This window comes from Hydrogenovibrio crunogenus, from assembly GCF_004786015.1.
In the GTDB taxonomy this organism is placed as follows: Bacteria; Pseudomonadota; Gammaproteobacteria; order Thiomicrospirales; family Thiomicrospiraceae; genus Hydrogenovibrio; species Hydrogenovibrio crunogenus.
In genome coordinates this window covers 1,407,601-1,433,693 of record NZ_CP032096.1, presented here as the reverse complement: position 1 = coordinate 1,433,693, position 26,093 = coordinate 1,407,601, and the positions used below count along the sequence as shown (strand labels likewise).

The window sequence follows — 26,093 nt, the reverse complement described above, 5'->3', positions numbered from 1 at the left end:
TTCAAAGAACCCGTTAAAATAGATTTTTTACTGAATTTTACGATTGTATTTTGTTTTTATATTTATCCGTACCTCAACAGACCTTAAATGTTTTTGACTCTGAGCAAGACGCAGACCCTGTGTGTTCATTTGAAGTCAGCACGGCTTTGAATGGCATTGGAAGTGAAAAAAATTCAGGTAAGACACCAAGCGGACGATTGGTGGTGCGTGCAAAAATTGGACAAAATATGCCAGTGAATACGGTTTTTGTCGCAAGACGACCGACTGGTGAAATTTATTCAGATGCCTTAGCGCAATCAGCGCCGGAAAGAGACTGGATTTTAACGCGTATTTTATGGCTATCTGGCTTGGAATTGGGTAAAAATCGTTTGGGAGATGTCGATACCATGCAACGCTATATTTATATTCATGGTACACCCGATACCGAGCCGATGGGCGTGCCCAAATCTCATGGGTGTATTCGTATGCGAAATCAAGATGTAATGGCCTTGTTTGATTTGATTCCGGTTGGAACGGAAATGGTTATCGCCACATGATTCAGTATTTAGTGAGATTGCTCTTGTCGGTGGTTTTGATCACCTGGGTGGTCAGTAGTCTGGTGTTTTTATTGATTCATCTGGTGCCAGGAGATCCTGTTGCTGTGATGTTGGGGGACTGGGCCAGCCCAACTGATGAAGCGTTGCTTCGCAAACAACTCGGACTCGATTTACCGCTTTGGCAACAATACGGACACTATTTGTATGGATTGCTGCAAGGCGATCTCGGGCAGTCTTTATTTTACCATCAACCGGTTTCTGAATTGATTGGTGAACGCTTCCCGTATACTTTAAAGTTAGCCGTTATGGCATTGTTGATTGCCGTTTTAATCGCCTTTCCACTTGGTTATTGGGCTGCGCTAAGAGCCGGCTCCTGGCCAGATTATTTTTCGATGACGGTGTCGTTGCTGGGGGTGTCTATCCCTAATTTCTGGTTGGGGCCCATGTTGATTTTGGTTTTCTCGATTGGTTTGGCTTGGTTACCGGTTAGCGGGGCTGAACAATCTTTATCTTGGGTGTTGCCTGCCATTACGTTGGGAACCGCCTTGTCGGCGATTCTGGCAAGAATGTTACGTGCTTCATTACTCGAAATTTTTCATGAAGATTATATTCGTACCGCACAGGCCAAAGGTTTGTCGGCTTCTCGTGTATATGGGCAACACGCATTACGCAATGCTTTGCTGCCTGTTATCACCATCTTGGGGCTTCAGTTAGGCACTTTATTGGGTGGAGCGGTGATTACCGAAGTGGTGTTCGATTGGCCGGGGTTGGGTCAGCTATTGGTCGATTCTATTCAGCGGCGAGATTATCCGGTTGTGCAAGCCTGTATTTTAGTGATAAGTGTCGCTTACATTACCGTCAATGGCTTAACAGAAGTGGTCTATGCCTGGTTAGACCCTCGGATTCGATTGGCGAAATAGGAATAAGGTGATGCAAGCAGTTAGTTGGATTAAAAAGCTACCGTATTTGATTGTTCTGATTTGGATTGTCATGGCTGTTTCCGGCAGTTTTGTTGGTGTCAGCGCTATTGAAGTGCAATTAGATAAACTCTTACAACCGGGAGACCTATCTAATTGGTTGGGGTATGATCAATTAGGGCGTCCGGTTTGGGATCGATTGTTAATGGGCGCGCAAACTTCTTTTTTAGTGGCGGTTTCGGTGGTGGTTTTTTCCGCTTTGATTGGCACGACAATCGGTGTATACAGTGCTTATGTCGGTGGTTGGGTCGATAAAGTCATTATTAAAATCATTGACGTTTTTTTGGCTTTTCCCGGTTTGTTATTAGCCATTGCGCTGGCAGCGGTATTGGGGCCAGGCATTGAAAATGTGGTTTTTGCATTGGTTACCGTGGGCTGGGTGGGGTATGCACGTCTGGCACGTGCTCAAACGCTCAGCTTGAGGCAACGCGAACATATTCAGGCCGCTAGGGCAATGGCGCTTCCAACACATTTGATTTTATTTCGACATCTGATCCCTTTGATTTTAGCCCCGCTTGGTGTTGAAGCGACCTTTGGTATTGCCGGGGCGGTGATTTCAGAAGCAGGATTGTCTTTCTTAGGGCTAGGTGTGCAGGCACCGGATGCTTCTTGGGGGAATATGATCCGAGAGGGAACCCGTTATCTGTTAGTGGCTCCGCACTTGGTTTGGGCACCAGGCGTTCTCTTGATGTTAGTGGTGTTAGGAGTGAACCTATTAGGGGATCAATGGCGAGACAGGTTAGATGTTCGTGCCAGACCCCGTCATGTATGAGTTAGGAATCAATTGCAGATAAATCAGTTTATTCATGCTTCTCTTAACCGAATGCTTTCTAGCTTTTCAGTCATTGCTTGTTTCGTCAGTGGGCGACTATAGTAATAGCCTTGAATCAGTTGACAACCTTCTTGTAAGACAAAATCTTGTTGCTCCTGTGTTTCGATGCCTTCTGCAATAATGTCCAAATTTAAACTCTGGCTCATGGAGATAATCGCTTTGGTGATTTCCGCATCATCTTTATCTTGAGGTAAGTTTGAAACAAAAGAACGATCGATTTTGACTTTGGTAATGGGAAGCTTCTTTAAATAAGCCAAAGAAGAGTAGCCCGTTCCAAAATCGTCGATAGAGATGGTAATGCCTTTTCGTCTGAGTTTACTCAGAAGCTGGATAGCTAATTCAGGGTCTTGCATGACGGAGCTTTCCGTGATTTCAATTTCAACCCAGTCTGATTGACAGTTGTTCTTGCTTAATGCTGTGTTTAAGTTATGAAAAAAACGATTGTCGCGTAACTGTTTGGCGGAAACGTTTATTGCCATGCGAGCACGGGTTAAATTAGCTCGATGCCACTCAGAAATAGTCTGTGAAGCCATATCAATGATTTGTTTTCCTAACGGTATAATAAGCCCCGTTTCTTCCGCTAAGGGAATGAAATGATCAGGGGGGATAATACCCTTTTGTTCATGATTCCAGCGAACCAAAGCTTCAAAACCGACAATTCGATTGGTTGTAATGTCTACTTGAGGTTGGTAATACAGTTCAAACTGTTGATTATCTAGGGCATCACGTAAATTATTTTCCATTAATAAGCGATTATAGGCTTGTTCGGTCATTTCTTTAGTATAGAAGTGATATGTGTTTTTACCATCTTCTTTTGCCTGGTACATCGCAGCATCGGCATTTTGTAATAATTGATTGGCATCGGTTCCGTCGTTTGGGAAAATGCTAATGCCTATGCTGGCTGTTATGTGAAAAATGTTTTCATTCACAAAGATGGGATCGGAAAGCGTTTTAATGATCTTTTTGACCACATTAATGATGACATTATTGGTCTTCAGTTCATCGATTAAGATCGTAAACTCATCACCTCCTAAACGGGCAACGGTGTCAATCTCACGAATGGCTTTTTTAAGGCGTTTGCCACACTCAATGAGAACCAAGTCCCCGCTGGCATGACCAAAAGAGTCATTGATCTCTTTAAAACGATCCAGGTCGATAAACAATAGAGCGACCTTGTCGTGATTACGCTGTGCTTGATGAATGGCTTGCGTTAAACGATCAAGAAAGAGAACCCGGTTAGGTAAATCGGTTAAAGGATCATGATAGGCTATGAAGTCTAAATCGTTCTTTTGCTGTTGAAGTTGTTCTTGAATGTCTAAATAATTCGTAATTTCATGTCCAAGTTGAATCACAGAATTGAGTTGACCGCTCCCATCCACTAACGGAGTGACGGTGAATTCAAAATAACGAGATTTTTGATGTTGATCGATAAAATGGTGCACTGCTTTTTCAGGCTTGGCTGATTTTAAACATTTGGTAACCGTTTCTAGGTAATCACGGCTTTGCTCGTTTTTATTTACGTCATGACTATATTGCTTTGAAGACGAGGTTAAACCGATTAGTTGTTCTGCAGCCTCATTTTTCATGGTGATGGATAAATTTTTATCGTAGACCACGACGGAATCAGAGACGCCATCGATAACGTTTTGTAAGAAGTATTTTTGATGTGATAGTTGGCGCGTTTTCTGATGAACAGACTCGGTCAAGCGTTGATTAAATTCGGTAATCTGCGTTTTTTCACGTTTATTCAGTTGATAGAAATAAATAATTAAAAAAAATAAATATCCGATGGTTGCATAAACGTAGAGGCTGAATTGGTTGTTTGAAAGTTGACCCGTTTCAATTTTATTTAAAGGGTAAAAGAAGAAAAAGTGTCCCATTGGGTCATTGTTGACGTTGGGCAACTCATAATAAGTTACTAATTGTTGTTTTTGTTGATCGACAAAATAGGGAAGATGACGAGGTTGATGGCTGTAATCGATCAGTTGGTTTTGTTTGATGTCATCAAGGTGTTTGGGGTCAGCATTTAAGTTAGCGACATAATAATCGTCTAAGAAAGTTTGGGTAAAGGGTCTTTTCAGTTGAGAGTGGTAGCTTTTGTCCACCAAAAAAACAGGATCGATGTTTTTGTGTTTTAGTTTGGCCGCGATGGAATTGAATTTAGCAATGGTTTCAAACACGCCAATAAATTTTTTATCATGATAAATCGGAACGCTGGATTTAAAGGTTAGGTCATAAATTCCGGTACTAATGGTTTGCATTGGCTTGGGATCTTTAAACATCTGTTGTAAATCCAAGCGCTTTTCTAAAATATTGTCACCTTGTTTGGGTGTCCAGCTTCGATAAAAGCTTCGGCCATGTTCATCGATAATATGCAGCCAAATGTTTTTAAAATCCGATACTTTAGCTAATGCATTTAAATAGCCATCATAAGACAATTGATGGTTATTATTTAAAAGTGCTTTTTTTAACTTATCGTCTTGTGCCAAAGAGAGTGTGATAAAAGAGACTTTTTCTTGTTTGTTTTCAATCAGTGTTTGAATCAGGTCTTGAATTTCTTTAGCTTTGTTGGAATAAGCCTTTTGCTGAATTTCATTTTGCTGGTCATCAACATAAATACCAATAATGGCAAAAGTAATCACCAGCATCATTAATGAAAAGACGGTGGGGGCTATGAAGTTTTTAAGTGACATCAAAATAGGAATATCTCTTTATTTGACATGTGTGTTGACGGAATTCTATCATTAAAAAAGACCTTTTAGGTCGGCTTAATAATAAGGCCCTTAGTTTAATAAGGTAATTTTGAGAATTATACGTCTTTAATAGTATTTTTCATTAAACCTGATCAATTTTATCCTTAAATTCATATTTTTTACACTTTTTGATTCTAAGAAGCTAACAGAGCTTCTTTATTCAAGCTTGATACGTTTATAATCATCAAAATAATAAAGATATCACTTTAGGAAAATATGGAAAAATTATTAGGCCAAGCCATGCCTTTAGGCTGCATTATGGTTGATTTAGAATCGACAACTTTACAAGCACATGAAAAAGAAAGATTGTTGGATCCTTTGGTCGCCGGTGTGATTTTATTTAGCCGAAACTATGAGTCCATCGAACAACTTCAAGCTTTGACAACAGAAATCCATCAGTTACGCCACCCTAAGCTTCTGATTGGTGTGGATCATGAGGGTGGGCGAGTCCAGCGATTTAAGAAAGGGTTTTCGATGTTGCCTGCTATGGGGCAACTTGGAAAAAGTTTTCGAATGAATGAAAAAGAAGGTTTAGAGCTGGCTCAACAAGTGGGCTGGTTGATGGCGACAGAGTTGTTAGCTGTCGGGGTTGATTTTAGTTTTGCACCGGTAGTGGATCTAGACTATGGTGACAGCCGGGTTATCGGAGATCGAGCGTTTGATTCTGACCCTGTTATCGTTGGTAAGCTTGGAAGTGCTTTAGTCAAAGGAATGCGTGATGCAGGAATGGCTTCCGTAGCTAAGCATTTTCCAGGACATGGTTATATTCAAGCCGATACGCACTTAGAGGTGGCGGTTGATCATAGAGAATTCCAGGAGATAGCCCATAAAGATATTCAACCGTTTTTAAAGTTAATTGAAAATGGATTGGATGCTGTGATGCCCGCACATGTTCGTTATCCTCAAGTGGATGATTTGCCAGCGGGTTTTTCAAAAGTTTGGTTGCAGGATATCTTGAGGCAGAAATGTTATTTCGATGGAGCGATTATCAGCGATGATATGTCGATGCATGCTGCAACAGAGTTTGGTGATGCGCCGACGCGTGTAACCGCAGCTTTAAAAGCGGGCTGTGATTTGGTTTTAGTGTGCAACGATCCAATAGCCGCCGATGAGGTGTTAAGCCAGGTGACATGGGAAACCGGTCCCTTATCACATGCCCGGTTAATTCGGTTGCATGGAAAAGGCCATCTCAAGTTTTCTCAGTTGCATAATAATCCATTATGGCAATCACGGGCCTCGCATGTCAGTCAATTTTTAAACAGTGTCAACCAACAAGGACTTTTGGTATGAATGGTGGAGTATTTATGTTGCAAATGATTCAGGGGTTGCTTACTGGCTTTCTGGGAGGAGTCACTAGTATTGAAACTACTTTGCTTTTAAATGTTAGCAGTGATTCGTTGACGACAGTATTTGAAAATTTTACCAATAATAGTTTGGGGCAATTAGTTAGTCTGTTTCCAGAAACCTGGCGCTTCCTAGTTGAGTTGTTTGGCGGCCAAGTCTGGTTTATGTTGCTGGTACTGATTTTATCGATCACATTTCTTATCGATTTAGTTTTCAGGTTGGTCGTGAACTTTATTGATTACCTGTTAGATAAGCGTAAAAAGCGTTTCTTACAAACGATTCCAAAATCATTGACCAGTCCAATTTCGTTTTATATCTGGTTGTCAGGTTCCGTATTAGCTTTAACAACGATTATGAATCAATTCAAATTGTTCTTAGAGTTAATTCCTTATATCTCGAGCTTTAAATCCACTTTAGGTGTGATTGCGGTAGCTTGGTTTTCTGTTCGATGGGTTCACCGAATTGAGATCTACTTGAAGCGCTTAGAGAGAAAAGATAAGCGTTGGGACTCAGTGACGGTTGAGGCAGCAGGTAAAGTGTTTAGGCTCACTGTTTTTATCATAACAGCGTTATTTGTTCTGAGTTCTTTAGGGGTTAATTTAACCGGGTTAATTGCCTTTGGTGGTATGGGGGGCATTGCCGTTGGTTTTGCAGCCAAAGACATGGTGAGTAACGTGTTGGGTGGATTAATGCTTTATTGGGACAAACCTTTTGTCGTCGGTGATTGGATTCGATCACCTGAAAAGGAAATCGAGGGCACCGTCGAGAATATAGGGTGGCGTATCACCATTGTCAGAACCTTTGATAAACGTCCGCTTTATATTCCGAATGGTACTTTCAGCAATATCACGATAGAGAATCCTTCTCGCATGCAATATCGTCGTATTAAAGAAACCGTGGGGGTGCGTTATTGCGATGTGAAGTCGGTCGCGAATATCACCGCGGATATTCGAAAAATGTTACAAGAACATCCTGAAATTGCCAGTGATGAAACCTTGATCGTAAATTTTAATATGTACAACCAATCCACATTGGATATTCTGATCTATACGTTTACCAAAACTACCGTTTGGGTCAAGTTTCACGAAGTTAAAGAGGATGTTTTGTTAAAGGTGGCAGACATTGTTGAAGCACATGGTGCTGAGATGGCATTTCCTACGCGTACACTCTATGTTGAAGATGCCGTTAAGGTTGAAGGGGTTACAGAAAAGTCAGATGAGGCTGTAAAAGCTTGATGAGTTGGTTTTTGCATTATGAAATAACAAACGTTATTTCATAATGATGACTTCTCGCTCTAAATGGATGCCGAATTTGTGATCGACATCTTCTTGAATCGCTTCAGCCAGGTGCACGACTTCACACCCTTTGGCATCGCCAAGATTGACCAGCACTAGGGCATGTTTTTCGGATACAGCCGCATTTTTCATTTTACGACCTTTCCAGCCTGTTTTTTCAATCAACCAAGCGGCAGGAATTTTATATTCATTGTTGACGGTTTGGTGATGTGGTACTTCTCCATGAATCTTACAGAGTTCTTTAAAATATTGTTCTGTGATAAGAGGGTTTTTAAAGAAACTGCCGGCATTACCATAAATACGAGGATCTGGAATCTTTTCCTGACGAATTTTGGTGACGGTGTTAAAGACGTCTTCTGGCGTTAAATTTTCCATGGAAGGGAAATGGTGTTGTATGGCTTCTTTTAGAGGATCGTAGACTAGGTTTGGGTGACCGGCATGTGCTTTTCTTAAACGAAATGTGACTCTGTGAACCAATAATCGGTTTTCATGTTCCTGTTTAAAGATACTGGTGCGATAACCAAAATGACATTCAGTGTTTCTAAACTCCCGGCGTTCGCCCGTAAATAAGTTCAGGGTTTGTACGCGTGTAATTGTATCCCTGGCTTCAGAGCCATAAGCACCAATGTTTTGAACCGGGGCTGCCCCGACGGTGCCAGGAATAAGCGCCAGGTTCTCAAGTCCCCAATACCCCTTTTTAACGGTATATTCAACAAATTCTTGCCAAGGCAGACCTGCGCCGACAGAAATCCAGATATTATCTTCGTCTTCTTTCATGACTTTGATTTTGTCGAATTTACAGGTCACGATGACCTTTTCAAGGTCTTGTGTGAACAGAATATTACTTCCTCCTCCCAGTATGATCCAGGGTAGGGCAGCTAACTTGATATCCGACCGTAAAACAGGAATATCAGACTGTTTGGTGATTTCGACAAAATATTGGGTTTTGATGTCGATCTTAAACGTGTTTCTGTTTTTCAGGGAATAATTAGCGTGAATATGCATATCTGTTATAATTTTGAAGCAATAAGTCTGGGTATTATAAAGGAATAATGTATGGCGCAGTTAAAAGTTTCGGCGCAGTTATGGACATCACAAACTGTTTTTATTATGGCCGCAATTGGCTCTGCCGTTGGGTTAGGGAATCTATGGAAATTTCCGTATATAACCGGCGAAAACGGTGGTGGAGCCTTTGTTTTAGTTTATTTATTGTGTATTGTCCTTATCGGGTTGCCTATTTTAATTGCCGAAATCAGTTTGGGGCGCGCCGGTCAGGCGAATCCCCCTCAAGCAATGGCCAATATTGTTAAAACCACTGGTGCGAATAAACTCTGGGTGTTTTTAGGGTTTAATGCTGTTTTAGGTGGTTTATTGATTTTATCATTTTATGCGGTGATTGCAGGATGGGGGGTTGCGTATTTCATTGAAAGCATTTCCGGCGCTTTTATAGATATGAATGCGGCTCAGGCTCAAAGTCATTTTGATCAGTTCGTATCGAATCCATTAGCGGTTTTATTTTGGCATACGATTGTGATGCTACTAACCGTTTTGATTGTAGTGAAAGGGGTTCGCAGTGGTATTGAAAGAGCCATCAATATCATGATGCCCGGCCTGTTGATTATTTTATTGATTCTATTGGGATATGCTACCACTACAGGGGCCTTTTCACAGAGTTTTGAATTCCTGTTTAAACCTAATTTTTCTGCTTTGACCAGCGAATCGGTTCTAATTGCGTTAGGACATGCTTTTTTCACCTTGAGTTTAGGGTTTGGAACCATGATGGTTTATGGGTCTTATTTGCCGAAGAATTATTCGATTGTTAAAGCCAGTATGTGGATTGTGATCGCAGATACCGTGATTGCGTTGATTGCAGGCCTGGTTATTTTTTCCATTGTGTTTGGTAATGGATTGGAAGCCGGATCAGGCCCTGGCTTGTTGTTTGAAACATTACCGATTGCCTTTGGCCAAATGAGTGGCGGGTGGTTTTTTGGAACCTTGTTTTTTGGCATGGTGGTTTTCGCAGCATTAAGCTCTTCTATTTCGATGATTGAGCCTGCCATCAGTTGGTTAGAGCAGAATTGGGGGTATACACGTAAAAAAGCCGCCTGGTTGCTTGGTGGATTTGCCTGGCTCTTAGGGCTAGGAAGTGTCTTTTCCTTTAATCTCTGGAAAGGACAGACCTTTTTGGAAGATAAAACATTCTTTGAAAGCATCGACTTTTTAACTTCCAATATTATGTTGCCACTAGGGGGCATGTTTACTGCGTTGTTTGTGGGTTGGGTTTGGACACTTCAGCAGAGAAATAACGAGACGGGGATGCCGCCGAAATGGTCTGGTGTTTATTCTGTGATTGTGAAGTGGGTTGCGCCGATTCTGGTCTTTATTGTCTTTTTCGAAAGCGTCACGGGCTAAAATGAACGGTGGGAAGTAAAAAAGGATAAAGACTTTGTTTATCCTTTTTTTAAAAAGTATGAGCAAACGACGTTTAATATTGCGTCATATACTCACTTTGGACGAGACGTAACATCTCTAGGTTTTCCTGCAGCATTCTGCGTTGTAAATGGTGCGAGAATCGAAGGATGGATTTCATGACATTGAACATGAGTTTAGGATTGTGCTCGCCGAGCGTTTCAAACTCATCACGGTGAATAATCAGAACCGTTGCCTCATTACGAGCTTGTAAGCGCATGGTATGCGCAATGCCATCGATAAAGCTTAATTCACCAATTAAAGAGCCTTTTTTCAAGGTGTTGATGTGAATGGTCTTGTTAGGATTGATCACCTTTAAGATGTCCAGTTTACCTTCTACTAGGATATACAGATTACCATCCAGCGTATCTGGTTCGAAAAGCACTTCTTCTTTTGTCAGATTTTTTTGTTTTACAATCTCGGACAAGATTTCACAATCTTCTTGCGTTAAATCTGAACCCAGTACGGATTCAGAAATCAATTGGCTTTCAGCGGCTTTTGCCATTCTTTAACTCCTAAATAAGTCAATAATTTGAATTAGTGATCAATTCGTTCAATAGGGTAAAGGGTATCAAAAAAGAATGATAACCCCACCATAAATAATAGAATTAAAACAAAAACAATCAGCACTGTGCGGGCTTGTTTATTGTCGATAAATTTTTCTTTCCATCGCTCTTTCTTGACGTACGGCCATATGAGAGCAATGAAAATAACCAGTGCGAGTATTTGTAGAATGATTGAAAGCATTTACTTCACCAATATGTTAATCAGGGTGTTGAGATAGATTTGAGTTAATTTTTCTAAATCGGATACGCTGACACGTTCATCTATTTTATGAATGGTATCATTTAAAGGCCCTAATTCAATCACTTGTGCCCCTGTCTGCGCAATAAAGCGACCATCTGAGGTGCCACCACCAGTAGAAAGTTCGGGAGCCGCTCCCATTTCCTGTTCGATTGCTTTTGAGACCGCTTGGATTAACTCACCATCTGCAGGCGTGATAAAGGGTAGTCCTGATAAATTCCAATCCAAATCATAGTTGAGTTGATGTGAGTCTAAGATGTGATGAATGCCTGCTTTTAAACTTTCCGGTGTTTGCTCGGTTGAAAAACGGAAATTAAAGTCAACGACACAATCCCCAGGAATTACATTGGTTGCGCCTGTTCCGGCATGCACGTTGGAAACCTGAAACGACGTCGGTGGGAAGTAATCATTCCCTTGATCCCAAACCTTGTTTACCATGTCATTTAAGGCAGGCGAAAGGGTATGGATCGGATTTTCAGCCAGTTGCGGATAAGCAATATGCCCTTGAATTCCTTTTACTGTCAAATGTCCGCTTAAGGAACCTCTGCGTCCGTTTTTAATTGAATCCCCTAATGTATTGCTGCTGGAAGGTTCTCCGACCAGGCAATATTCAAACTTTTCATTACGGGCTTCCAAAGCTTCTATGACTTTTACGGTTCCATTGACCGCTGGGCCTTCTTCGTCGCTGGTAATAAGGTAGGCGATCGAACCTTTAAAATCTGGATATTGTGTGATGAATTGTTTGGTTGCCACCATAAAACAGGCGATGCTACTTTTCATATCAGCGGTGCCGCGTCCGTACATCATGCCATCGGCATCAATGTGCGCAGAGAAAGGGGGGTGTGTCCATCGTTCTTCCGGTCCGGTTGGAACGACATCCGTATGGCCTGCAAAAACGATAACCGGTCCATCTGTGCCTGCTCTTGCCCATAAATTTTCGACCTCACCAAAAGGCATTGATTCGATTTCAAAGCCAAGTGGCTTTAAGTAATCGGCGATAAGGCTTTGGCAGCCGTTGTCATTTGGCGTGACCGATTCAGTTTGAATCAGCTTTTGAGCAAGTTGAATGGTTTCTGACATCTTGTGTTTCCAGATAAGTATGGCTTATAAAAATTTAAGCAAATTGTTCTTGATATTGCGCTTCTTTAAATCCGAAGAGGATAGTTTCAGACGTTTGTAATACTGGACGTTTAATCAATGTTGGGGTGTCAAGTAATAACGCAAACTGTTTGTTTTCTATTAAATCATGTTTTTGTTCATCTGTTAATGCTTTCCATGCTTTGCTGCGCTGGTTAACGATGTCTTCAAAGGAGATTTTTTTCAGCCAAGCTTCAATGTCTTCTTTGGAAAATTGATCTTTTCGAAAATCGATGTATTCAAAATCAATCTGGTTTGCTTCAAGCCATTTTTTCGCTTTGCGAACCGTGTCACAATTTGAAATACCGAATAGTTTATTCATAAAAAGTCCTAAATTGAGAAGGTAGATGCAAAAATCCCCGCAGGAGCGGGGATTTAATGGATTACTGAAATAAGATTAAATATCTCTTAGTAATTCATTGATGCCCACTTTTCCAAGTGTTTTAGCATCCACTTTTTTAACAATGACCGCACAGTATAGGCTGTAAGTTCCATCCTTAGAAGGAAGGTTTCCGGAAACAACAACCGAACCTGCAGGAACACGACCATAATGGATTTCACCTGTTTCACGATCATAGATACGAGTTGATTGACCGATGTATACACCCATTGAGATAACCGAACCTTCTTCAACGATGACGCCTTCAACCACTTCAGAGCGAGCGCCAATGAAACAGTTATCTTCAATAATGGTCGGAGCGGCTTGAAGTGGCTCAAGCACACCACCAATCCCAACACCACCTGAAAGATGAACATTTTTACCAATTTGAGCACAAGAACCCACTGTCGCCCAGGTGTCGACCATTGAACCTGAATCTACATACGCACCGATATTGACATAAGATGGCATTAGAACGGAGCTTGGCGCGATAAAGGATCCACGGCGAGCCATTGCTGGCGGAACCACACGAATACCTGCTTGTTCAAAATCCGCTTGAGACCAGTCAACAAATTTTGAAGGCACTTTATCAAAATAGCGTGTTTCAGAAGAATTCATAACCGTGTTTTCTTCTGTACGGAAAGACAGTAAAACAGCTTTCTTTAGCCACTCATTAACTTGCCAGTCACCTACGCCTTTTTGCTCTGCAACACGCATTTTCCCTGAATCTAAAAGCATGATGGCTTCGTTGATGGCTTCTTTGGTTTCAGCATCAACGGTTTTTGGTGTGATTTCGGCACGACGCTCAAAGGCTTCTTCAATGACTTTTTGTAAATCTGCTGACATTTGATTTCCTATTTGTTTTAATTCTATTCAGTTAATTTAAATTTTAAAAATTTTTACAATTATAGCATTTTTAAGGAATTTATCATGGCAAAAGTGTTGGGTTTTGATCATGTCAGTATTATTGTTGAAGATGCTGAAAGGGCGTTGAAATTTTATCAGGAATTGCTTGGATTGGAACGGCTTGAACGACCGAATTTAGGGTTTCCCGGATATTGGTTGGACTTATTGAGCGGACAAAGTCTGCATATCATGCAGCTTCCTAATCCAAATGAAAAAACCACCAGGCCTGAGCATGGCGGGCGAGATTATCACTTTGCTTTGAGGGTGGATTCGGTTGCTGAATATGAAGCTTTTCTACAGCAGAATGATTGGGTGTATACCAAAAGTCAATCGGGTAGAAAAGCCTTATTTATTAAGGATTTGGATAATAATGCTTTTGAGTTGTTTGAAGTTTAAAAGTGTGATTTTATTGTTCAATGTTATTCAGTAAGGCTTGTTTTAATTCTTCCTGGCTGTGACGAGTATGAATGGATTCATTCGTCGTTGAACTGATCATAAAGGTGTCTTCAGCCTTTTCCCCCACGGTATTGATTTTGGCATCATGAACACGGATTTTACAGGACTTGAATGCTTGACCAATTTTGGCGAGCAGGCCTGGAATGTCCTTCGTGCTGATGCTTAGTTCGGTCAGCTCTTCATTAATCTCTTGAAACTGAATATGCGTGGGCATTTCAAAGACGCGAATACGTCTGGGTTCCGGTTGAGTAGGCGGGGTGGTGTCGTCTTTCAAGAAAAGTTGATGTTTCAATGTTTCTTCAATTTCAGCCAAAATCATCGGATCGGTAATACTGGTACTTTCTCGGTTTAAGAGATAGATAATGACCAGTGTCATATCATCTTCACCTGAATAGATTTTGGCTTCCACAATATTCAGGTCAAGTTTGTCTATGATTTGAGTGAACTGGGCGAATAGATAGTCACGATCATGCATGTAAATAATTAATTCGGTCGCGCCACGAGAAGTGGTGGGTTGAAGATGAATATTAATCGCTTCATGATCTTCTTCAAAAAGCACTCGGGTAATTCGAGCAATTTCTGCCGCGCTTTGACGATTGAAAAAATCGGTTTGCTCAAACGCTTGCCAAAATCCTTGGAAGTGCATTGGAATTAAGCCTCTTTTTTTCAACAATTCACTGGCTTTTTCTTTGTTGAAAATGGCTTGTTTTACCCGATCTCTAGGTTGGCTTGAAGAGCTGTCTAATGCTTGGGTGGTATTGTGATATAGCTGTAAGAAAAGTTGGTTTTTCCAGTCGTTCCAAACTTCATCCGAGGTTGATCTGACATCGGCAAGGGTTAACAGGTACAGATAATCCAGTCGTTGTTGTGTGCCGACTTTTTCGGCAAATTGCTGAATAATTTCTGGATCGGAAAGATCTTTTTTCTGGGCAACATAAGAAAAGTCCAGGTGCCGTAAAACCAACCAGCTGAGTAAGTCGGTGTCGTTTTTGTTCAGGTTGTGTTTTTGACTGAATGCTTTGGCGTCTACCGCTCCTAGTTTTTCATGGGCGCCATTACGGCCTTTGGCGATGTCATGAAACAAACCGGCAAGCAGTAAGATTTCTGGCTTACATAGTTGGGTTGCGATCTGATGTGCGGTTGGAAATTCGTAGGCATGTTGTTTAATGAAAAACCGTCTCAGATTTCGAATCACGAGAATGGTATGTTCGTCTACTGTGTAAGCGTGAAAGATATTAAACTGCATCAAGCCGGTTATTTTCTTAAAACTTGGTAGATATGCTCCTAGAATGCCATAAGCATACATACGTTTGACGGCCGCATTTACCCCTTTGGGTTGACGAAAAATCTCGATAAATAGCGCCTTATTGATTGGGTCTGACCGAAACTGGTCGTCAATTAAGTGTAGGTGGTTTCGAATCAAACGAATGGTGCGAGATCGAATGCCTTGAATTAGGTGCTGGTAATTTTCAATAATGATGAAAATCTCAAGCAGTGCCGTTGGGTTTTTGGCAAAAAGATTCTCTTTCACCACATCCAGATAATTGTTGATGATGCGAAAGCGTGGGTTGATCGGTTCGATTTTGTCTTCAGAGAAGTGATAGATTTCTTCTTTAAAATGCTGTAATAAAATTTCATTCAGTCTGGCCACGATATGCGCATTTCGATAGTAGGGCTTCATAAAGGCTTCAACTGCTTTTATGCTATCATTGTGTTCAGGTCGGTCATCATGGTTGAGTAATTCAGCCAATTGCTGTTGGTGATCGAATAACAAGCGGTCTTCATGGCGTTTTTTCAAACGATGTAATGCGAATCGAATACGGTTTAAATAAAGATAAGCCGCTTGGATTTCTTTATATTCCTGTAAAGCGATGAAGTTGTGTTGCATCAGCTCTTGCAATGAGCTGGCACCAAAGTGTCTTTTTGCAACCCAAAGAATGGTCTGAATGTCTCTCAATCCGCCCGGGCTTTCTTTGATGTTGGGTTCAAGCTGATACAAGGTATTATTGTAGCGCTTGTGGCGTTTTTCCTGTTCTTCCAGCTTGGCTTGGAAAAACTCATGGCTGGGCCAAAATGATTTTAGGTTAAACAGGTTTTGTAACGACAGGAACTGTTCATACTTTCCCGCAAGCCATCTTGCTTCCAGTAAATTCGTGGCTGTGGTGACATCTTCTCGACCAGCTTCAATGCAGTCTTCCAGGTTTCGTACTGCATGACCAACCTCAAAACCAATGTCCCAAAGATAAGTGATGAATTCAACTATTTTGGGTTGTAAATCGGCAAAATTTTCACCCAAAATCAATAAGTCAATGTCTGAGTAAGGTTGGAGTTCACCCCGCCCATAACCACCGACAGCCACAAGTGTAAGCTGTTCACACTCTTCTTTGGAGAAAAAATGTTCCCAAATCTTTTTAAGCAGTTGATCAATGAAAGATGTTCTTTCTTTGAGCAGCGTTTCGATTGAGCAACCCTTGTCGAATTTTACAAACTGTTGCTCATTGAAGTCTGTCAATACGGCGCGACCACTTTTTAATGAGGTATTTCGGTCTTCATGGTCTAGGTTATAGACAAAGCTTGGAGAGTGAGGTGAAGCTTGCTTGTCTGATAAGGTTGCCATACTTGAGTTCCTTGTGGTTGCGGTGACTTATGGAAGTACCGGCTTTTCGTTGGGGCGAAGGGTCAGCACTTCATAACCTTCTTTGGTTACGGCAATAGTGTGTTCCCACTGTGCAGAAAGTTTTCGATCGGCTGTTTTGACTGGGAAGATCGTGTTTTCTGGGTATTTTTTATTCGGCCCAAGTGTTTTAACGTTTGATTTACCTTGGTTGATCATCGGTTCGATGGTAAAAACCATGCCTTCTTCTAGGATAATATCTTTTAATTCTGGTTGGGTATAGTGAACGACTTGAGGTTCTTCATGGAATTCTGATCCGATGCCGTGTCCACAATATTCTTTTACCACGGAAAAGTGATTGTTGTGCGCATGGGTTTCAATTGCATAAGCAATATCGTAAAGCGTTGCTTTTGGCTTGACAGCTTCAATGCCCAACCATAAACATTCGTGTGCGACTTGGCAAAGCTTGTGTGCGAAAGGCTTTACTTCGCCCACTTCGAACATCATGCTGTTGTCACCAAAATAACCATCCTTGATAACCGTGACATCAATATTGACGATATCACCTTTTTTAAGTTTTTTGTCATGTTCAGGGATGCCGTGACAAACAACGTCATTGACTGAAATACAGCTTTCAGAAGGGAAGCCATGGTACCCTAAAGTTGCGGAAGTCGTGCCTTGCACGTCAGTCATGTGTTTTGCCATGATGTCGTTAAGCTCGCCAGTAGAAATACCGGGCTTTACATAAGGTTCAATCATTACCAGTACATCGGCAGCCAGTTTGCCGGCGATACGAAGTTTTTCCAGTTCTTGTTTCGTTTTAATCTTAATTGCCATTGAGCTTCCAAAAAAGTGATTGTAAAATTCAATAATACTTGAAGGTTTCGCGCTTTCATGGTATAAATGCGCCGCCTTTCGAATGAAGGTAATTTTAACAGAAAATCCACACGCCTGCCGACACATCAAACGGGGTGCCAGTTTCATTAATCTGGTTCGTTTGATGGGCAGGCGGAGGCATAACCCAATATGGAGAAAATCATGGCTAAAGTCACTATGCGCCAAATGCTAGAAGCGGGTGTTCACTTCGGACATCAAACGCGTTATTGGAACCCGAAAATGGGTGAGTACATCTTTGGTGCTCGTAACAAAATTCACATTGTTAACTTAGAAAAAACATTGCCAATGTTCAATGATGCATTGAACTTCTTAGGTGGTATCGCTGCGAAAAAAGGGACGGTTTTATTTGTAGGGACTAAACGTGCAGCAGGCGATCTAGTTGCTCAAGAAGCACAGCGTTGCGGTATGCCTTATGTCAACCACCGTTGGTTAGGTGGGATGTTGACTAACTTCAAAACAATCAAACAGTCAATCAAGAACCTGAAAGACCTTGAAGTTCAAGAGCAAGATGGTACGTTTGAAAAAATCACGAAAAAAGAAGCGTTAATGCGTTCACGCCAAAAAGCGAAGCTTGAGCTTTCTTTAGGTGGGATTAAAGATATGCGCGCTATGCCTGATGCGATCTTCATTATCGATACAGGTAATGAAAAAATTGCGATTCAAGAAGCGAAGAACCTAGGTATTCCAGTCGTTGGTGTTGTTGATACAAACAATGATCCTAACGGTGTTGATTACGTTATTCCTGGTAACGATGATGCTGTTCGCGCTGTATCTTTATACCTTTCTGCCGCTGCAGATGCGATTAATGAAGGTAAAGGTTCTATTACAACAGCAGTGGAAGGTGATGAGTTCGTTGAAGAGAAAGCAGAAGCTTAATTTTTAAACGGTACGCCCTTTCAAAAACAACCAGGCCTGGTGAATTCTTTCCAGGCCTTTCAATTTATTAAACTTATTTGAGGTCTAAAAAATGGCTGTTACTGCATCTATGGTAAAAGAACTGCGTGAAGCAACTGGCGCAGGCATGATGGATTGTAAAAAAGCACTTGCTGAAACTGATGGAAACATGGAAGAAGCGATTGAGTTTCTTCGTAAGAAAGGTATGGCAGGGGCAGATAAAAAGGCAGGTAGAACTGCAGCAGAAGGTGTGATTGCAATTGCAGTTTCTGATGATAAGAAAAAAGCCGCAATTGTTGAAGTGAACTGTGAAACAGACTTCGTTGCAAAAGGTGATGACTTTAAAGCATTCGCAGATGAAATCGCAGCGATTGTATTAGCGACAGGCACAATTGATGTTGACGCGCTAATGAATGAAAAAATGGCAAATGGTCAAACGATTGATGAAAAGCGTCGTGAAATGATTGGTAAAATCGGTGAGAACATGGCGGTACGTCGTGTTGAGTTGGTTGAATCAAATGGTACTATCGGTAAATACCAACATGGTGAGAAAATCGGTGTGGTTGTTGCTGTGAATGGTGGTGATGATGCACTAGTACGTGATATTGCAATGCATGTTGCGGCTGCGAACCCTTCTGCAATCTCTGCTGATGATGTTGACCAAGAGATGTTGGAAAAAGAGCGTAAGTTCCAAATCGAGCAAGCGCAAGATTCTGGTAAGCCAGCTGAAATCATTGAAAAAATGATTGATGGTCGTATGCGTAAGTATTTGCAAGAAATTACGCTACTAGGTCAAGCATTTGTGAAAGACCCTGATCAAACAGTTGAGAAATTGTTGAAAGCTGCTGATGCGTCAGTTTCTAATTTTGTTCGCCTAGAAGTGGGTGAAGGGATTGAAATTGAAGAAACAAACTTCGCTGATGAAGTGGCGGCGGCTGCAGCTGCAGTAAAAGGGTAAGTCAGAATTTCTGAATCGAAATTTTTGATTTTGCTTAAAAAGAAATGTCGCATTTCTAAAAAGGTTTTAAATCTTTGAATTAAAACCATGATAAGCAAAGCTTGTTTATCATGGTTTTTTTTTAACTATAATTTAAAACTTATTTTGAAAGACACTTTATAATGCGTTGCATTGAGTTGGTTTTCAAAATAAGTTTAAGAAAGTATAAGGTATAGCATGTCGTTAAAATACGCTCGAGTATTGTTGAAATTTAGTGGTGAAGCCTTGATGGGCCAAGGGCAATTTGGCTTGGACTCTAAGACGTTGCGTCAGGTCGTTTCAGAGGTGAAAGCCTTGCGTAATTTGGGGGTTGAAGTCGGTTTGGTTGTTGGCGGCGGCAATATTTTCAGAGGGGCTCAAATTGAAGGCGCTGGAATTCAGCGTACAACAGGCGATCATATGGGGATGATGGCGACAGTGATCAATGCTTTGGCACTCCGCGATGTGATTGAAGATATGGGGATGTCATCAGTTGTTTATTCAGCCATGGCGATTGAAGGTGTCTCTCATGGGTTTAATGCCAATCATGTCAAAAAAGGGATGGCAGAAGGGCAGGTAGCTATTTTTGCAGCAGGAACGGGCAGTCCTTTTTTTACAACAGACACAGCGGCTGCCTTGAGAGGTATTGAGATTGACGCAGATATCGTTTTAAAAGCGACGAAAGTTGATGGAATTTATACGGCGGATCCAGCCAAGGATTCAAGTGCCCAGCGTTTGGTTGAGTTAACTTATGATGATGTCATTCAGAAAAACTTACAGGTAATGGATATGACGGCATTTGTTTTATGTCGTGATCACAAAATGCCGATTCGTGTATTTGATATGTTCAAGAAAGATGCCGTTATTCGAATCGTTAAAGGTGAAGATGAAGGAACCTTGGTACATTAAATTAGCTGTTTGACGCTTGAATTCACAGGAGAGAAAAACATGATTGATGAAATTTTTGATGATGCAAATGACCGGATGACAAAATCGGTTGAGAATTTAGAAAGTAATTTTGCAAAAATCCGTACAGGCAGAGCGCACCCAAGTATTCTGGATGCGGTTAAGGTGGATTATTACGGGTCTGAAGTGCCGGTCAGCCAAGTTGCAAACGTAAACGTTGAAGATGCACGAACGTTAACGGTTCAGCCGTGGGAACAGTCAATGGTGTCTGTGGTCGAAAAGGCGATTATGACTTCTGATATTGGCGTTAACCCAGTGACGACAGGTAATGTGATGCGTATCCCTATGCCGCCTTTAACAGAAGAACGTCGTAAAGAATTTATCAAGCTAGCTAAATCAGAAGCGGAGCAAACCAAAGTGGCAATCCGTAATATTCGACGTGACGCGAATGCTGATTTTAAAAATCTCAATAAAGATAAAGATATTACCGATGATGAGCTTCGCCAAGCAGAAGATCAGATTCAAAAAGCAACGGACGAGCATGTTTCTCAAGTAGATCAAATGCTTGCTAAGAAAGAAGAAAGCTTGATGGAAATTTAGGCTGAAATTCTTTTGTTTTTACGGCATAATTACATGATGTGTTGTAGACAGCGGCCTGTCTTGGCGAAAGCCTTGAGAGGCCGTTTTTGTTTAAGTAATGAACGTTTAGGATAATTTTTGAGCTCTAAATCCACTTCTCCCACTATTCCAAAGCATATTGCCATTATTATGGATGGTAATGGACGCTGGGCAAAAAAACGGATGTTACCTCGTTTTGTAGGGCATCAAAAAGGGTTGAATGCTGTTAAGCGGGTGGTGAGTCGGTGCGCAGAACTGGGAGTGGATTCGTTAACTTTGTTTGCTTTCAGCACGGAAAATTGGAAGCGACCTGAAGAGGAAGTGAATAAATTGATGGGGCTTTTTTTAAAAGCTTTACAAAAAGAGGTCTCTAAACTTCATGAAAACCAGGTGCGTTTGCGGATTATTGGTGACCGAGATGCCTTTAATGAAGAGATACAAGCGCATATCGTACAAGCGGAACAGCTGACCGAAAATAATACCGGTTTGACTTTGAATATTGCCGCTAACTATGGCGGGCGTTGGGATGTCGTAGATGCGGTAAAAAGGTGGCATCAAGCGAATCCAACCAAAGAGGTGTCAGACCTGTCGGAATCGGATATTTGTCATTATATTTCTTTAGCTGATCAGCCTGTGCCAGATTTGCTGATCCGTACAGGTGGGGAGCAAAGAATCAGTAACTTCCTAATTTGGCAAATGGCGTACGCTGAGTTTTATTTCTGTGATGAACTCTGGCCGGATTTTAATGAAGAATCGATTGATCGTGCAATAGCGTCTTTTCAACAAAGAGAAAGACGTTTTGGCAAAACAAGTGAGCAGGTAGCCCAATGTTAATGCAACGTGTCATCACCGCCAGTCTGTTATTTTTATTGGTGGCTGGCTTATTATGGGCTAACAATGACCAGGCCTGGTTACTTTTTGCACTCGGTGTGAGCTTTATCTCAGCTTGGGAGTGGTTTGGGTTTACAGGTTCCGAGAAAATCATTCCTCGTGTGTTATATAGTGCTGTTGTGGCAACTCTTGTCTTTGTTGGCGTTAAGTTTGTTGGCAGTTCTGGGGTATTCATGCTGTTAACATTGCTGGTTATGCTTATTATGGCGATGACGGTGGTTTTATATCAGCGCCGTGCAGGGCATTTTCAAATTCGAAACCGTTTAATAATTTTATTATTAGGTCTTTTGGTCATAATGAACTTTGGCAGTGTTTTGCTGTTTTTTGTCAGCGAATATTCAGCAGGCATTGTGCTGTTAAGTTTGTTTGTGATCTGGGCCATTGATACCGGAGCTTATTTTTCAGGTAGGCGTTTTGGTCGACATAAGCTGGCTCATCATGTCAGCCCTGGTAAAACTTGGGAAGGTGTTTACGGTGGCGGGCTACTTGCGTTTTTAATTGCTTTAATTGGTTTGTCTATCCTTCAGCCTGCGCTGCAAACTTCTTTTTTGAGCACCGCTTTGGTTTTTACAGCGATAGGGCTTTTCTCAATCTTTGGGGATTTATTTGAAAGTCTCTTGAAGCGTCAAGCCAATCTTAAAGACAGCAGTCAGTTATTGCCTGGACATGGTGGTGTGTTAGATCGTGCTGATAGCTTGTTGGTTGCTCTTCCTATGTTTTATTTTGTATGGCAATGGGTGGTCTGATGACATTATTTTGGTCCATTATCGGTTTCATTATTGCAATGGGATTATTGGTGACCATTCATGAATGGGGTCATTATATTGTTGCTAAGCTGTTTAATATTAAAGTGACGCACTTTTCTATTGGGTTTGGTAAGCCCGTTTATGTTAAGCAGAAAGGCGAAACACAGTTTCAAATTGGCAGCATTCCTTTGGGTGGCTATGTTAAGTTTGCCGATGAGCGTGAAGGGAATGTAGCTCAAGAAGATTTGGCTAGAGCTTTTAATCGGCAAAATGTGTATCGCCGTTTTGCCGTCGTGTCAGCTGGACCGTTAGTGAATTTGTTTTTTGCTTGGGTTGCCTTTTCGTTGATTTATTTTTCAGGCGTGACTGGGTTAAAGCCCGTTTTTGAAGAAGTTTCACAACATTCCGTTTTATCAAAATCCTTACCCAATAACCACCAGGCCTGGCAAGTTGAGCGTGTTAACGGGAAAGACGTACTGGATTGGAAAGACGTTTATCATAATGTACTGCAAGCATTGGTTAATAACCAGCAAGCGATACAAGTTGGACTGGTTTCTGTTGATACTCAAGTCACGAAAACGATTTTTTTACCCTTGTCAGAACTCGATATTAATACGCCCAAACAGAAATGGCTTTCGGTATTAGGGTTTAAACCGAAATATCCTGAAATGCCGGCCATGATTGACCAAATCTTACCTAATTCTCCAGCTGAAAGACTGGGCCTTGAAAAAGGAGATCTGATTCTCCAGATTGATCACTTATCTGTAGAGAACTGGAATCAGTTTGTGGCGTATGTTCAAAAGCATCCGAATGAAAAGGTACAGTTATCTTTTAAACGAAATGATGTTGTTTTTCAAAAAGATGTTCAGCTAGATGAAAAAAGTTTTAATGGCCAAAAAGTTGGTAGTTTAGGCGCATCGGTTTTTTTAGATGAAACGCTGTTAAGTGATTATAAAGTTTCTGTTTCTTATGGTGTATTGGAGTCGATTCAAAAAGGTTGGACACATAGTTTAGCGTTACTTGATATGACCGTTAATATGATTAAAAGAATGGTCTTGGGTGAAGTCTCAATTAAAAACCTTTCCGGACCTGTTAGTATTGCAGAGTTTTCTGGACAGGCTTTACAAAATGGATGGGTCGCTTTTTTGAGTTTATTAGGGCTGTTGAGTTTGAGCCTAGGGATTTTAAATTTACTCCCCATTCCGGTATTGGATGGTGGACACCTCTTCTTTTATGTCATTGAGATGATTAAGGGAACGCCGGTCAAAGAATCGATTGAGCTGGTGGCTCAAAAAGTCGGTGTGGTTCTCATCTTGATGCTTACTTTTTTTGCTTTATTTAATGATGTGGTACGAATTTCCAATGGTTAAACAGTTTCTTCAATCTTCTCTTCTTGCATTCTTACTGCTCTTTAATCTCTCTGTTGTGAAGGCGTCGGATTTTCAAATTAATAAGATCCAAATAGAAGGAAATCAACGAATCAGTTTTGAAACGGTTCGTAGTTATTTACCGATTGAAGTAGGGGATGAGCTTTCCCGCTCGAAAGTGCAAAAAAGTATTCAAGCGCTTTATCAAACTGGATTTTTTAGAGATATTGCTTTCTTTCAAGAAGCAGATGGTATTTTAAAAATTAGAGTGCTTGAACGACCTTCTATTGCAGATATCAGTATTGAAGGTAATGAGCTGATTAAAACAGAAGATATGACACAAGCTCTGAATACGATGGGCGTTAAAAAAGGGCGTATCTTTAATGACACCCAGATGGAACGCATCATCCTGGATTTAAGAAGGCGTTACCAAAACCAAGGGTATTATGCAGCTGAAATTGATATTCAAGTCAAAGAGTTACCTCGTAACCGTGTGTCTCTTGAAATCAAAGTCGAAGAAGGAAAGCCCGCCAGTATTGGTCGAATTACTTTGGTGGGCAATAAAACTTATGATGATGCACGCCTAAAAGGAAATTTATTGCTATCAGAATCCGCAATCATAGGTGACTCTGATAAGTATGCAAAACCGAAGCTACAATCCGATATCGAAACTTTACGTTCCTATTATATGGACCGAGGGTTTGCGGAGTTTAAAGTGGCGTCGTCTCAAGTGAGTTTGTCTTTGGATAAAACGCAGGTCTATATTACTATCAATATGAAAGAAGGCGTGCAGTATACCGTTTCAGACATAAAATTCACCGGAGAAACCATTGTTAAACAAGATGAACTGAAGAGCTTGTTGAAAATTCATGAGGGGGATTTCTTTTCAAGAAGTCAGATTGTCGCAACGGTGAATGCGATTCGTGACCGTCTGAGTGAAGAGGGGTATGCATTTGCTGAAATCGAACCCATTACCCAGCTTGATAAGAATAATCGTCTAGTGTCCTTGGATTTCCGGATCGAACCGAAAAGCCGTGTTTATGTTCGACGTATCCGTATTGAAGGGAATACCCGGACGAGAGATTATGTGATTCGAAGAGAATTACGCCAGTTTGAAAACGCTCCTTATTCATTGAAGGCAGTGCGTCGCTCCAATACCCGCCTTAATCGTTTAGGGTATTTTAAAACGGCTAAGGTTGATACGGATCGTATTTCAAAAGATCAGGTTGATCTTGTAGTGAAAGTGGAAGAACAGTCAACTGGTGCCTTTAATGCCGGTATAGGGTATTCTCAGCTGGATGGTATCAGTTTCACTATTGGGGTGACTGAGCGAAATGTGATCGGGTCAGGTTATCGGGCCAATGTGAATGGAACTTATAGTGCCTCTACCAAGTCTGCTGACATCGGTGTGACAAACCCATACTTCACCGCAGATGGCGTTTCATTGGGTGGTGGGCTTTATTATCGTGAAATCGATGCCCAAGAGTTAAATGTATCAAACTATACAACGAATAACTACGGGTTAAGAGTGAATGTCGGTTATCCAACCAGTGAGTGGAGTAGCTTGAGTTATGGTTTGAAGTTTGATGATCAAACTCTAAAATGTATTGATACATTTACAGCCTGTAAGACATATACCAGTAATTATGGCCGTCACTTTAATTCTGTTCGCTATACCATGGGCTGGAGTTATGATACTAAAAATGCTTTCTACTTTCCTACCGATGGCCAGAGAACCAGTGTGAGTGGTGAGTTGGTGATGCCTACAAATTCTGATGTTTCTTTTTATAAGTTGTATTTAGAAGAAACCCTGTACCAACCACTTTCACAATATTTTACGCTAAGGCTTAAAGGGGATGTGGCTTATGGAGATGGTTATGGTGATCATGACGAGTTGCCCTTTTATGAAAACTTTTATGCGGGTGGAATTGGAACCGTTAGAGGGTTTGAGCCAAATTCTTTGGGCCCAAGATATGATGCCACAATCGATGGTTCAACGGACCCTATAGGGGGGAGTCTAAGAATTGTGACAAATGCAGAAGTGACTTTCCCGATGCCCTTTGTTGAAGATTCTGGAAATTTACGCTTGAGTCTTTTTGTGGATGCTGGGAATGTCTTTAGTGATGCAAGTGCCGTCAAATTACCTGAATTTAGGTCAGCAGCAGGGTTAGGGGTTGCTTGGATTACACCGGTTGGACCTTTAGCATTTAGTTTGGCTAAAGCGCTTAATTATCAAGATACCGATAGAACACAAGTTTTCCAATTTAACTTAGGTGTTCCGATGTAAGGATGGTTT

The 26,093-nt window shown here is 41.2% G+C and carries 23 protein-coding genes; 15 read left to right on the top strand and 8 right to left on the bottom strand.

Going from position 1 to position 26,093, the window contains the following annotated elements; all coding sequences use genetic code 11:
- Positions 1-50 precede the first annotated feature (50 nt).
- The 3 genes from GHNINEIG_RS06865 to GHNINEIG_RS06855 are packed head-to-tail and all read left to right on the top strand — an operon-like array spanning position 51 to position 2,285.
- A complete protein-coding gene (locus tag GHNINEIG_RS06865; RefSeq protein WP_135795960.1) occupies positions 51-536 on the top strand; it encodes a L,D-transpeptidase in 486 nt (161 codons plus the stop codon).
- Positions 533-1,456, top strand: coding sequence for a nickel ABC transporter permease (nikB, locus tag GHNINEIG_RS06860; protein ID WP_135795959.1), 924 nt, complete (start codon positions 533-535; stop codon positions 1,454-1,456). The genes GHNINEIG_RS06865 and nikB overlap by 4 nt, the downstream gene beginning before the upstream one ends.
- A 10-nt stretch (positions 1,457-1,466) precedes the next feature.
- Entirely contained in the window at positions 1,467-2,285 is an 819-nt protein-coding gene (locus GHNINEIG_RS06855) for an ABC transporter permease (RefSeq protein WP_135795958.1), read from the top strand.
- A gap of 32 nt (positions 2,286-2,317) precedes the next feature.
- Here GHNINEIG_RS06855 and GHNINEIG_RS06850 read toward each other — a convergent pair whose 3' ends face one another.
- Entirely contained in the window at positions 2,318-5,038 is a 2,721-nt protein-coding gene (locus tag GHNINEIG_RS06850) for an EAL domain-containing protein (protein ID WP_135795957.1), read from the bottom strand.
- A gap of 276 nt (positions 5,039-5,314) precedes the next feature.
- On the opposite strand from GHNINEIG_RS06850, the gene nagZ reads away from it, so the two are divergent.
- The gene (gene nagZ / locus GHNINEIG_RS06845) at positions 5,315-6,388 is read left to right on the top strand and encodes a beta-N-acetylhexosaminidase (RefSeq protein WP_135795956.1); all 1,074 of its coding nucleotides are present in this window, start codon (positions 5,315-5,317) and stop codon (positions 6,386-6,388) included.
- A 14-nt stretch (positions 6,389-6,402) separates the two neighbouring features.
- Complete coding sequence (locus tag GHNINEIG_RS06840) at positions 6,403-7,677, top strand: mechanosensitive ion channel family protein (RefSeq protein WP_223260852.1); 1,275 nt, start codon at positions 6,403-6,405, stop codon at positions 7,675-7,677.
- Between the two features lie 33 nt (positions 7,678-7,710).
- Here GHNINEIG_RS06840 and murB read toward each other — a convergent pair whose 3' ends face one another.
- Entirely contained in the window at positions 7,711-8,742 is a 1,032-nt protein-coding gene (gene murB, locus GHNINEIG_RS06835) for a UDP-N-acetylmuramate dehydrogenase (protein WP_135795955.1), read from the bottom strand.
- 51 nt (positions 8,743-8,793) lie between these two features.
- Between murB and GHNINEIG_RS06830 the strand changes: the two genes are divergently transcribed.
- Positions 8,794-10,149, top strand: coding sequence for a sodium-dependent transporter (locus GHNINEIG_RS06830; protein ID WP_135795954.1), 1,356 nt, complete (start codon positions 8,794-8,796; stop codon positions 10,147-10,149).
- 73 nt (positions 10,150-10,222) lie between these two features.
- Here GHNINEIG_RS06830 and GHNINEIG_RS06825 read toward each other — a convergent pair whose 3' ends face one another.
- From GHNINEIG_RS06825 to dapD, 4 genes are all read right to left on the bottom strand, one after another.
- Positions 10,223-10,711: a Crp/Fnr family transcriptional regulator gene (locus GHNINEIG_RS06825; RefSeq protein WP_135795953.1), complete on the bottom strand. Its 489-nt coding sequence runs from the start codon at positions 10,709-10,711 to the stop codon at positions 10,223-10,225.
- A gap of 242 nt (positions 10,712-10,953) precedes the next feature.
- A complete protein-coding gene (dapE, locus tag GHNINEIG_RS06815; protein WP_135795951.1) occupies positions 10,954-12,090 on the bottom strand; it encodes a succinyl-diaminopimelate desuccinylase in 1,137 nt (378 codons plus the stop codon).
- 34 nt (positions 12,091-12,124) lie between these two features.
- A complete protein-coding gene (locus tag GHNINEIG_RS06810) occupies positions 12,125-12,469 on the bottom strand; it encodes a Spx/MgsR family RNA polymerase-binding regulatory protein (protein ID WP_135795950.1) in 345 nt (114 codons plus the stop codon).
- 75 nt (positions 12,470-12,544) lie between these two features.
- Positions 12,545-13,372 carry a 2,3,4,5-tetrahydropyridine-2,6-dicarboxylate N-succinyltransferase gene (dapD, locus tag GHNINEIG_RS06805; RefSeq protein ID WP_135795949.1) on the bottom strand — a complete coding sequence of 276 codons (828 nt, stop codon included), beginning with the start codon at positions 13,370-13,372 and terminating at the stop codon, positions 12,545-12,547.
- Between the two features lie 84 nt (positions 13,373-13,456).
- On the opposite strand from dapD, the gene GHNINEIG_RS06800 reads away from it, so the two are divergent.
- A complete protein-coding gene (locus GHNINEIG_RS06800; RefSeq protein WP_135795948.1) occupies positions 13,457-13,828 on the top strand; it encodes a VOC family protein in 372 nt (123 codons plus the stop codon).
- A 10-nt stretch (positions 13,829-13,838) separates the two neighbouring features.
- Here the strand turns inward: GHNINEIG_RS06800 and glnD are convergent, their stop codons facing one another.
- Positions 13,839-16,505, bottom strand: coding sequence for a [protein-PII] uridylyltransferase (gene glnD, locus GHNINEIG_RS06795; RefSeq protein ID WP_135795947.1), 2,667 nt, complete (start codon positions 16,503-16,505; stop codon positions 13,839-13,841).
- A 27-nt stretch (positions 16,506-16,532) separates the two neighbouring features.
- Complete coding sequence (map, locus tag GHNINEIG_RS06790; protein ID WP_135795946.1) at positions 16,533-17,339, bottom strand: type I methionyl aminopeptidase; 807 nt, start codon at positions 17,337-17,339, stop codon at positions 16,533-16,535.
- Between the two features lie 201 nt (positions 17,340-17,540).
- Between map and rpsB the strand changes: the two genes are divergently transcribed.
- The 8 genes from rpsB (at position 17,541) to bamA (ending at position 26,084) form a co-directional block, all read left to right on the top strand.
- Positions 17,541-18,275 carry a 30S ribosomal protein S2 gene (gene rpsB / locus GHNINEIG_RS06785; RefSeq protein WP_135795945.1) on the top strand — a complete coding sequence of 245 codons (735 nt, stop codon included), beginning with the start codon at positions 17,541-17,543 and terminating at the stop codon, positions 18,273-18,275.
- Between the two features lie 91 nt (positions 18,276-18,366).
- Positions 18,367-19,251 carry a translation elongation factor Ts gene (tsf, locus tag GHNINEIG_RS06780; protein ID WP_135795944.1) on the top strand — a complete coding sequence of 295 codons (885 nt, stop codon included), beginning with the start codon at positions 18,367-18,369 and terminating at the stop codon, positions 19,249-19,251.
- A gap of 216 nt (positions 19,252-19,467) precedes the next feature.
- A complete protein-coding gene (pyrH, locus tag GHNINEIG_RS06775) occupies positions 19,468-20,178 on the top strand; it encodes a UMP kinase (protein ID WP_135795943.1) in 711 nt (236 codons plus the stop codon).
- 39 nt (positions 20,179-20,217) lie between these two features.
- Complete coding sequence (frr, locus tag GHNINEIG_RS06770; RefSeq protein ID WP_135795942.1) at positions 20,218-20,775, top strand: ribosome recycling factor; 558 nt, start codon at positions 20,218-20,220, stop codon at positions 20,773-20,775.
- 117 nt (positions 20,776-20,892) lie between these two features.
- Positions 20,893-21,627 carry an isoprenyl transferase gene (locus tag GHNINEIG_RS06765; protein ID WP_135795941.1) on the top strand — a complete coding sequence of 245 codons (735 nt, stop codon included), beginning with the start codon at positions 20,893-20,895 and terminating at the stop codon, positions 21,625-21,627.
- Entirely contained in the window at positions 21,621-22,430 is an 810-nt protein-coding gene (locus tag GHNINEIG_RS06760) for a phosphatidate cytidylyltransferase (RefSeq protein WP_135795940.1), read from the top strand. Before GHNINEIG_RS06765 ends, GHNINEIG_RS06760 begins: the two co-directional genes overlap by 7 nt.
- Positions 22,430-23,800 carry an RIP metalloprotease RseP gene (gene rseP, locus GHNINEIG_RS06755; RefSeq protein ID WP_135795939.1) on the top strand — a complete coding sequence of 457 codons (1,371 nt, stop codon included), beginning with the start codon at positions 22,430-22,432 and terminating at the stop codon, positions 23,798-23,800. Before GHNINEIG_RS06760 ends, rseP begins: the two co-directional genes overlap by 1 nt.
- A complete protein-coding gene (gene bamA, locus GHNINEIG_RS06750; protein ID WP_135795938.1) occupies positions 23,793-26,084 on the top strand; it encodes an outer membrane protein assembly factor BamA in 2,292 nt (763 codons plus the stop codon). The genes rseP and bamA overlap by 8 nt, the downstream gene beginning before the upstream one ends.
- The last annotated feature ends 9 nt before the right edge of the window (positions 26,085-26,093 follow it).

Excerpts from the sequence above, each read along its gene's own strand:
- GHNINEIG_RS06800 (WP_135795948.1), top strand. The coding sequence starts at position 13,457 with ATGGCAAAAGTGTTGGGTTTTGATCATGTCAGTATTATTGTTGAAGAT.
- GHNINEIG_RS06855 (WP_135795958.1), top strand. The coding sequence starts at position 1,467 with ATGCAAGCAGTTAGTTGGATTAAAAAGCTACCGTATTTGATTGTTCTG.
- bamA (WP_135795938.1), top strand. The coding sequence starts at position 23,793 with ATGGTTAAACAGTTTCTTCAATCTTCTCTTCTTGCATTCTTACTGCTC.
- GHNINEIG_RS06830 (WP_135795954.1), top strand. The coding sequence starts at position 8,794 with ATGGCGCAGTTAAAAGTTTCGGCGCAGTTATGGACATCACAAACTGTT.
- rpsB (WP_135795945.1), top strand. The coding sequence starts at position 17,541 with ATGGCTAAAGTCACTATGCGCCAAATGCTAGAAGCGGGTGTTCACTTC.
- murB (WP_135795955.1), bottom strand. The coding sequence starts at position 8,742 with ATGCATATTCACGCTAATTATTCCCTGAAAAACAGAAACACGTTTAAG.
- nagZ (WP_135795956.1), top strand. The coding sequence starts at position 5,315 with ATGGAAAAATTATTAGGCCAAGCCATGCCTTTAGGCTGCATTATGGTT.
- GHNINEIG_RS06760 (WP_135795940.1), top strand. The coding sequence starts at position 21,621 with ATGTTAATGCAACGTGTCATCACCGCCAGTCTGTTATTTTTATTGGTG.
- GHNINEIG_RS06840 (WP_223260852.1), top strand. The coding sequence starts at position 6,403 with ATGTTGCAAATGATTCAGGGGTTGCTTACTGGCTTTCTGGGAGGAGTC.
- glnD (WP_135795947.1), bottom strand. The coding sequence starts at position 16,505 with ATGGCAACCTTATCAGACAAGCAAGCTTCACCTCACTCTCCAAGCTTT.
- tsf (WP_135795944.1), top strand. The coding sequence starts at position 18,367 with ATGGCTGTTACTGCATCTATGGTAAAAGAACTGCGTGAAGCAACTGGC.
- pyrH (WP_135795943.1), top strand. The coding sequence starts at position 19,468 with ATGTCGTTAAAATACGCTCGAGTATTGTTGAAATTTAGTGGTGAAGCC.
- GHNINEIG_RS06850 (WP_135795957.1), bottom strand. The coding sequence starts at position 5,038 with ATGTCACTTAAAAACTTCATAGCCCCCACCGTCTTTTCATTAATGATG.
- GHNINEIG_RS06810 (WP_135795950.1), bottom strand. The coding sequence starts at position 12,469 with ATGAATAAACTATTCGGTATTTCAAATTGTGACACGGTTCGCAAAGCG.
- frr (WP_135795942.1), top strand. The coding sequence starts at position 20,218 with ATGATTGATGAAATTTTTGATGATGCAAATGACCGGATGACAAAATCG.
- rseP (WP_135795939.1), top strand. The coding sequence starts at position 22,430 with ATGACATTATTTTGGTCCATTATCGGTTTCATTATTGCAATGGGATTA.
- dapE (WP_135795951.1), bottom strand. The coding sequence starts at position 12,090 with ATGTCAGAAACCATTCAACTTGCTCAAAAGCTGATTCAAACTGAATCG.
- map (WP_135795946.1), bottom strand. The coding sequence starts at position 17,339 with ATGGCAATTAAGATTAAAACGAAACAAGAACTGGAAAAACTTCGTATC.
- GHNINEIG_RS06825 (WP_135795953.1), bottom strand. The coding sequence starts at position 10,711 with ATGGCAAAAGCCGCTGAAAGCCAATTGATTTCTGAATCCGTACTGGGT.
- nikB (WP_135795959.1), top strand. The coding sequence starts at position 533 with ATGATTCAGTATTTAGTGAGATTGCTCTTGTCGGTGGTTTTGATCACC.
- dapD (WP_135795949.1), bottom strand. The coding sequence starts at position 13,372 with ATGTCAGCAGATTTACAAAAAGTCATTGAAGAAGCCTTTGAGCGTCGT.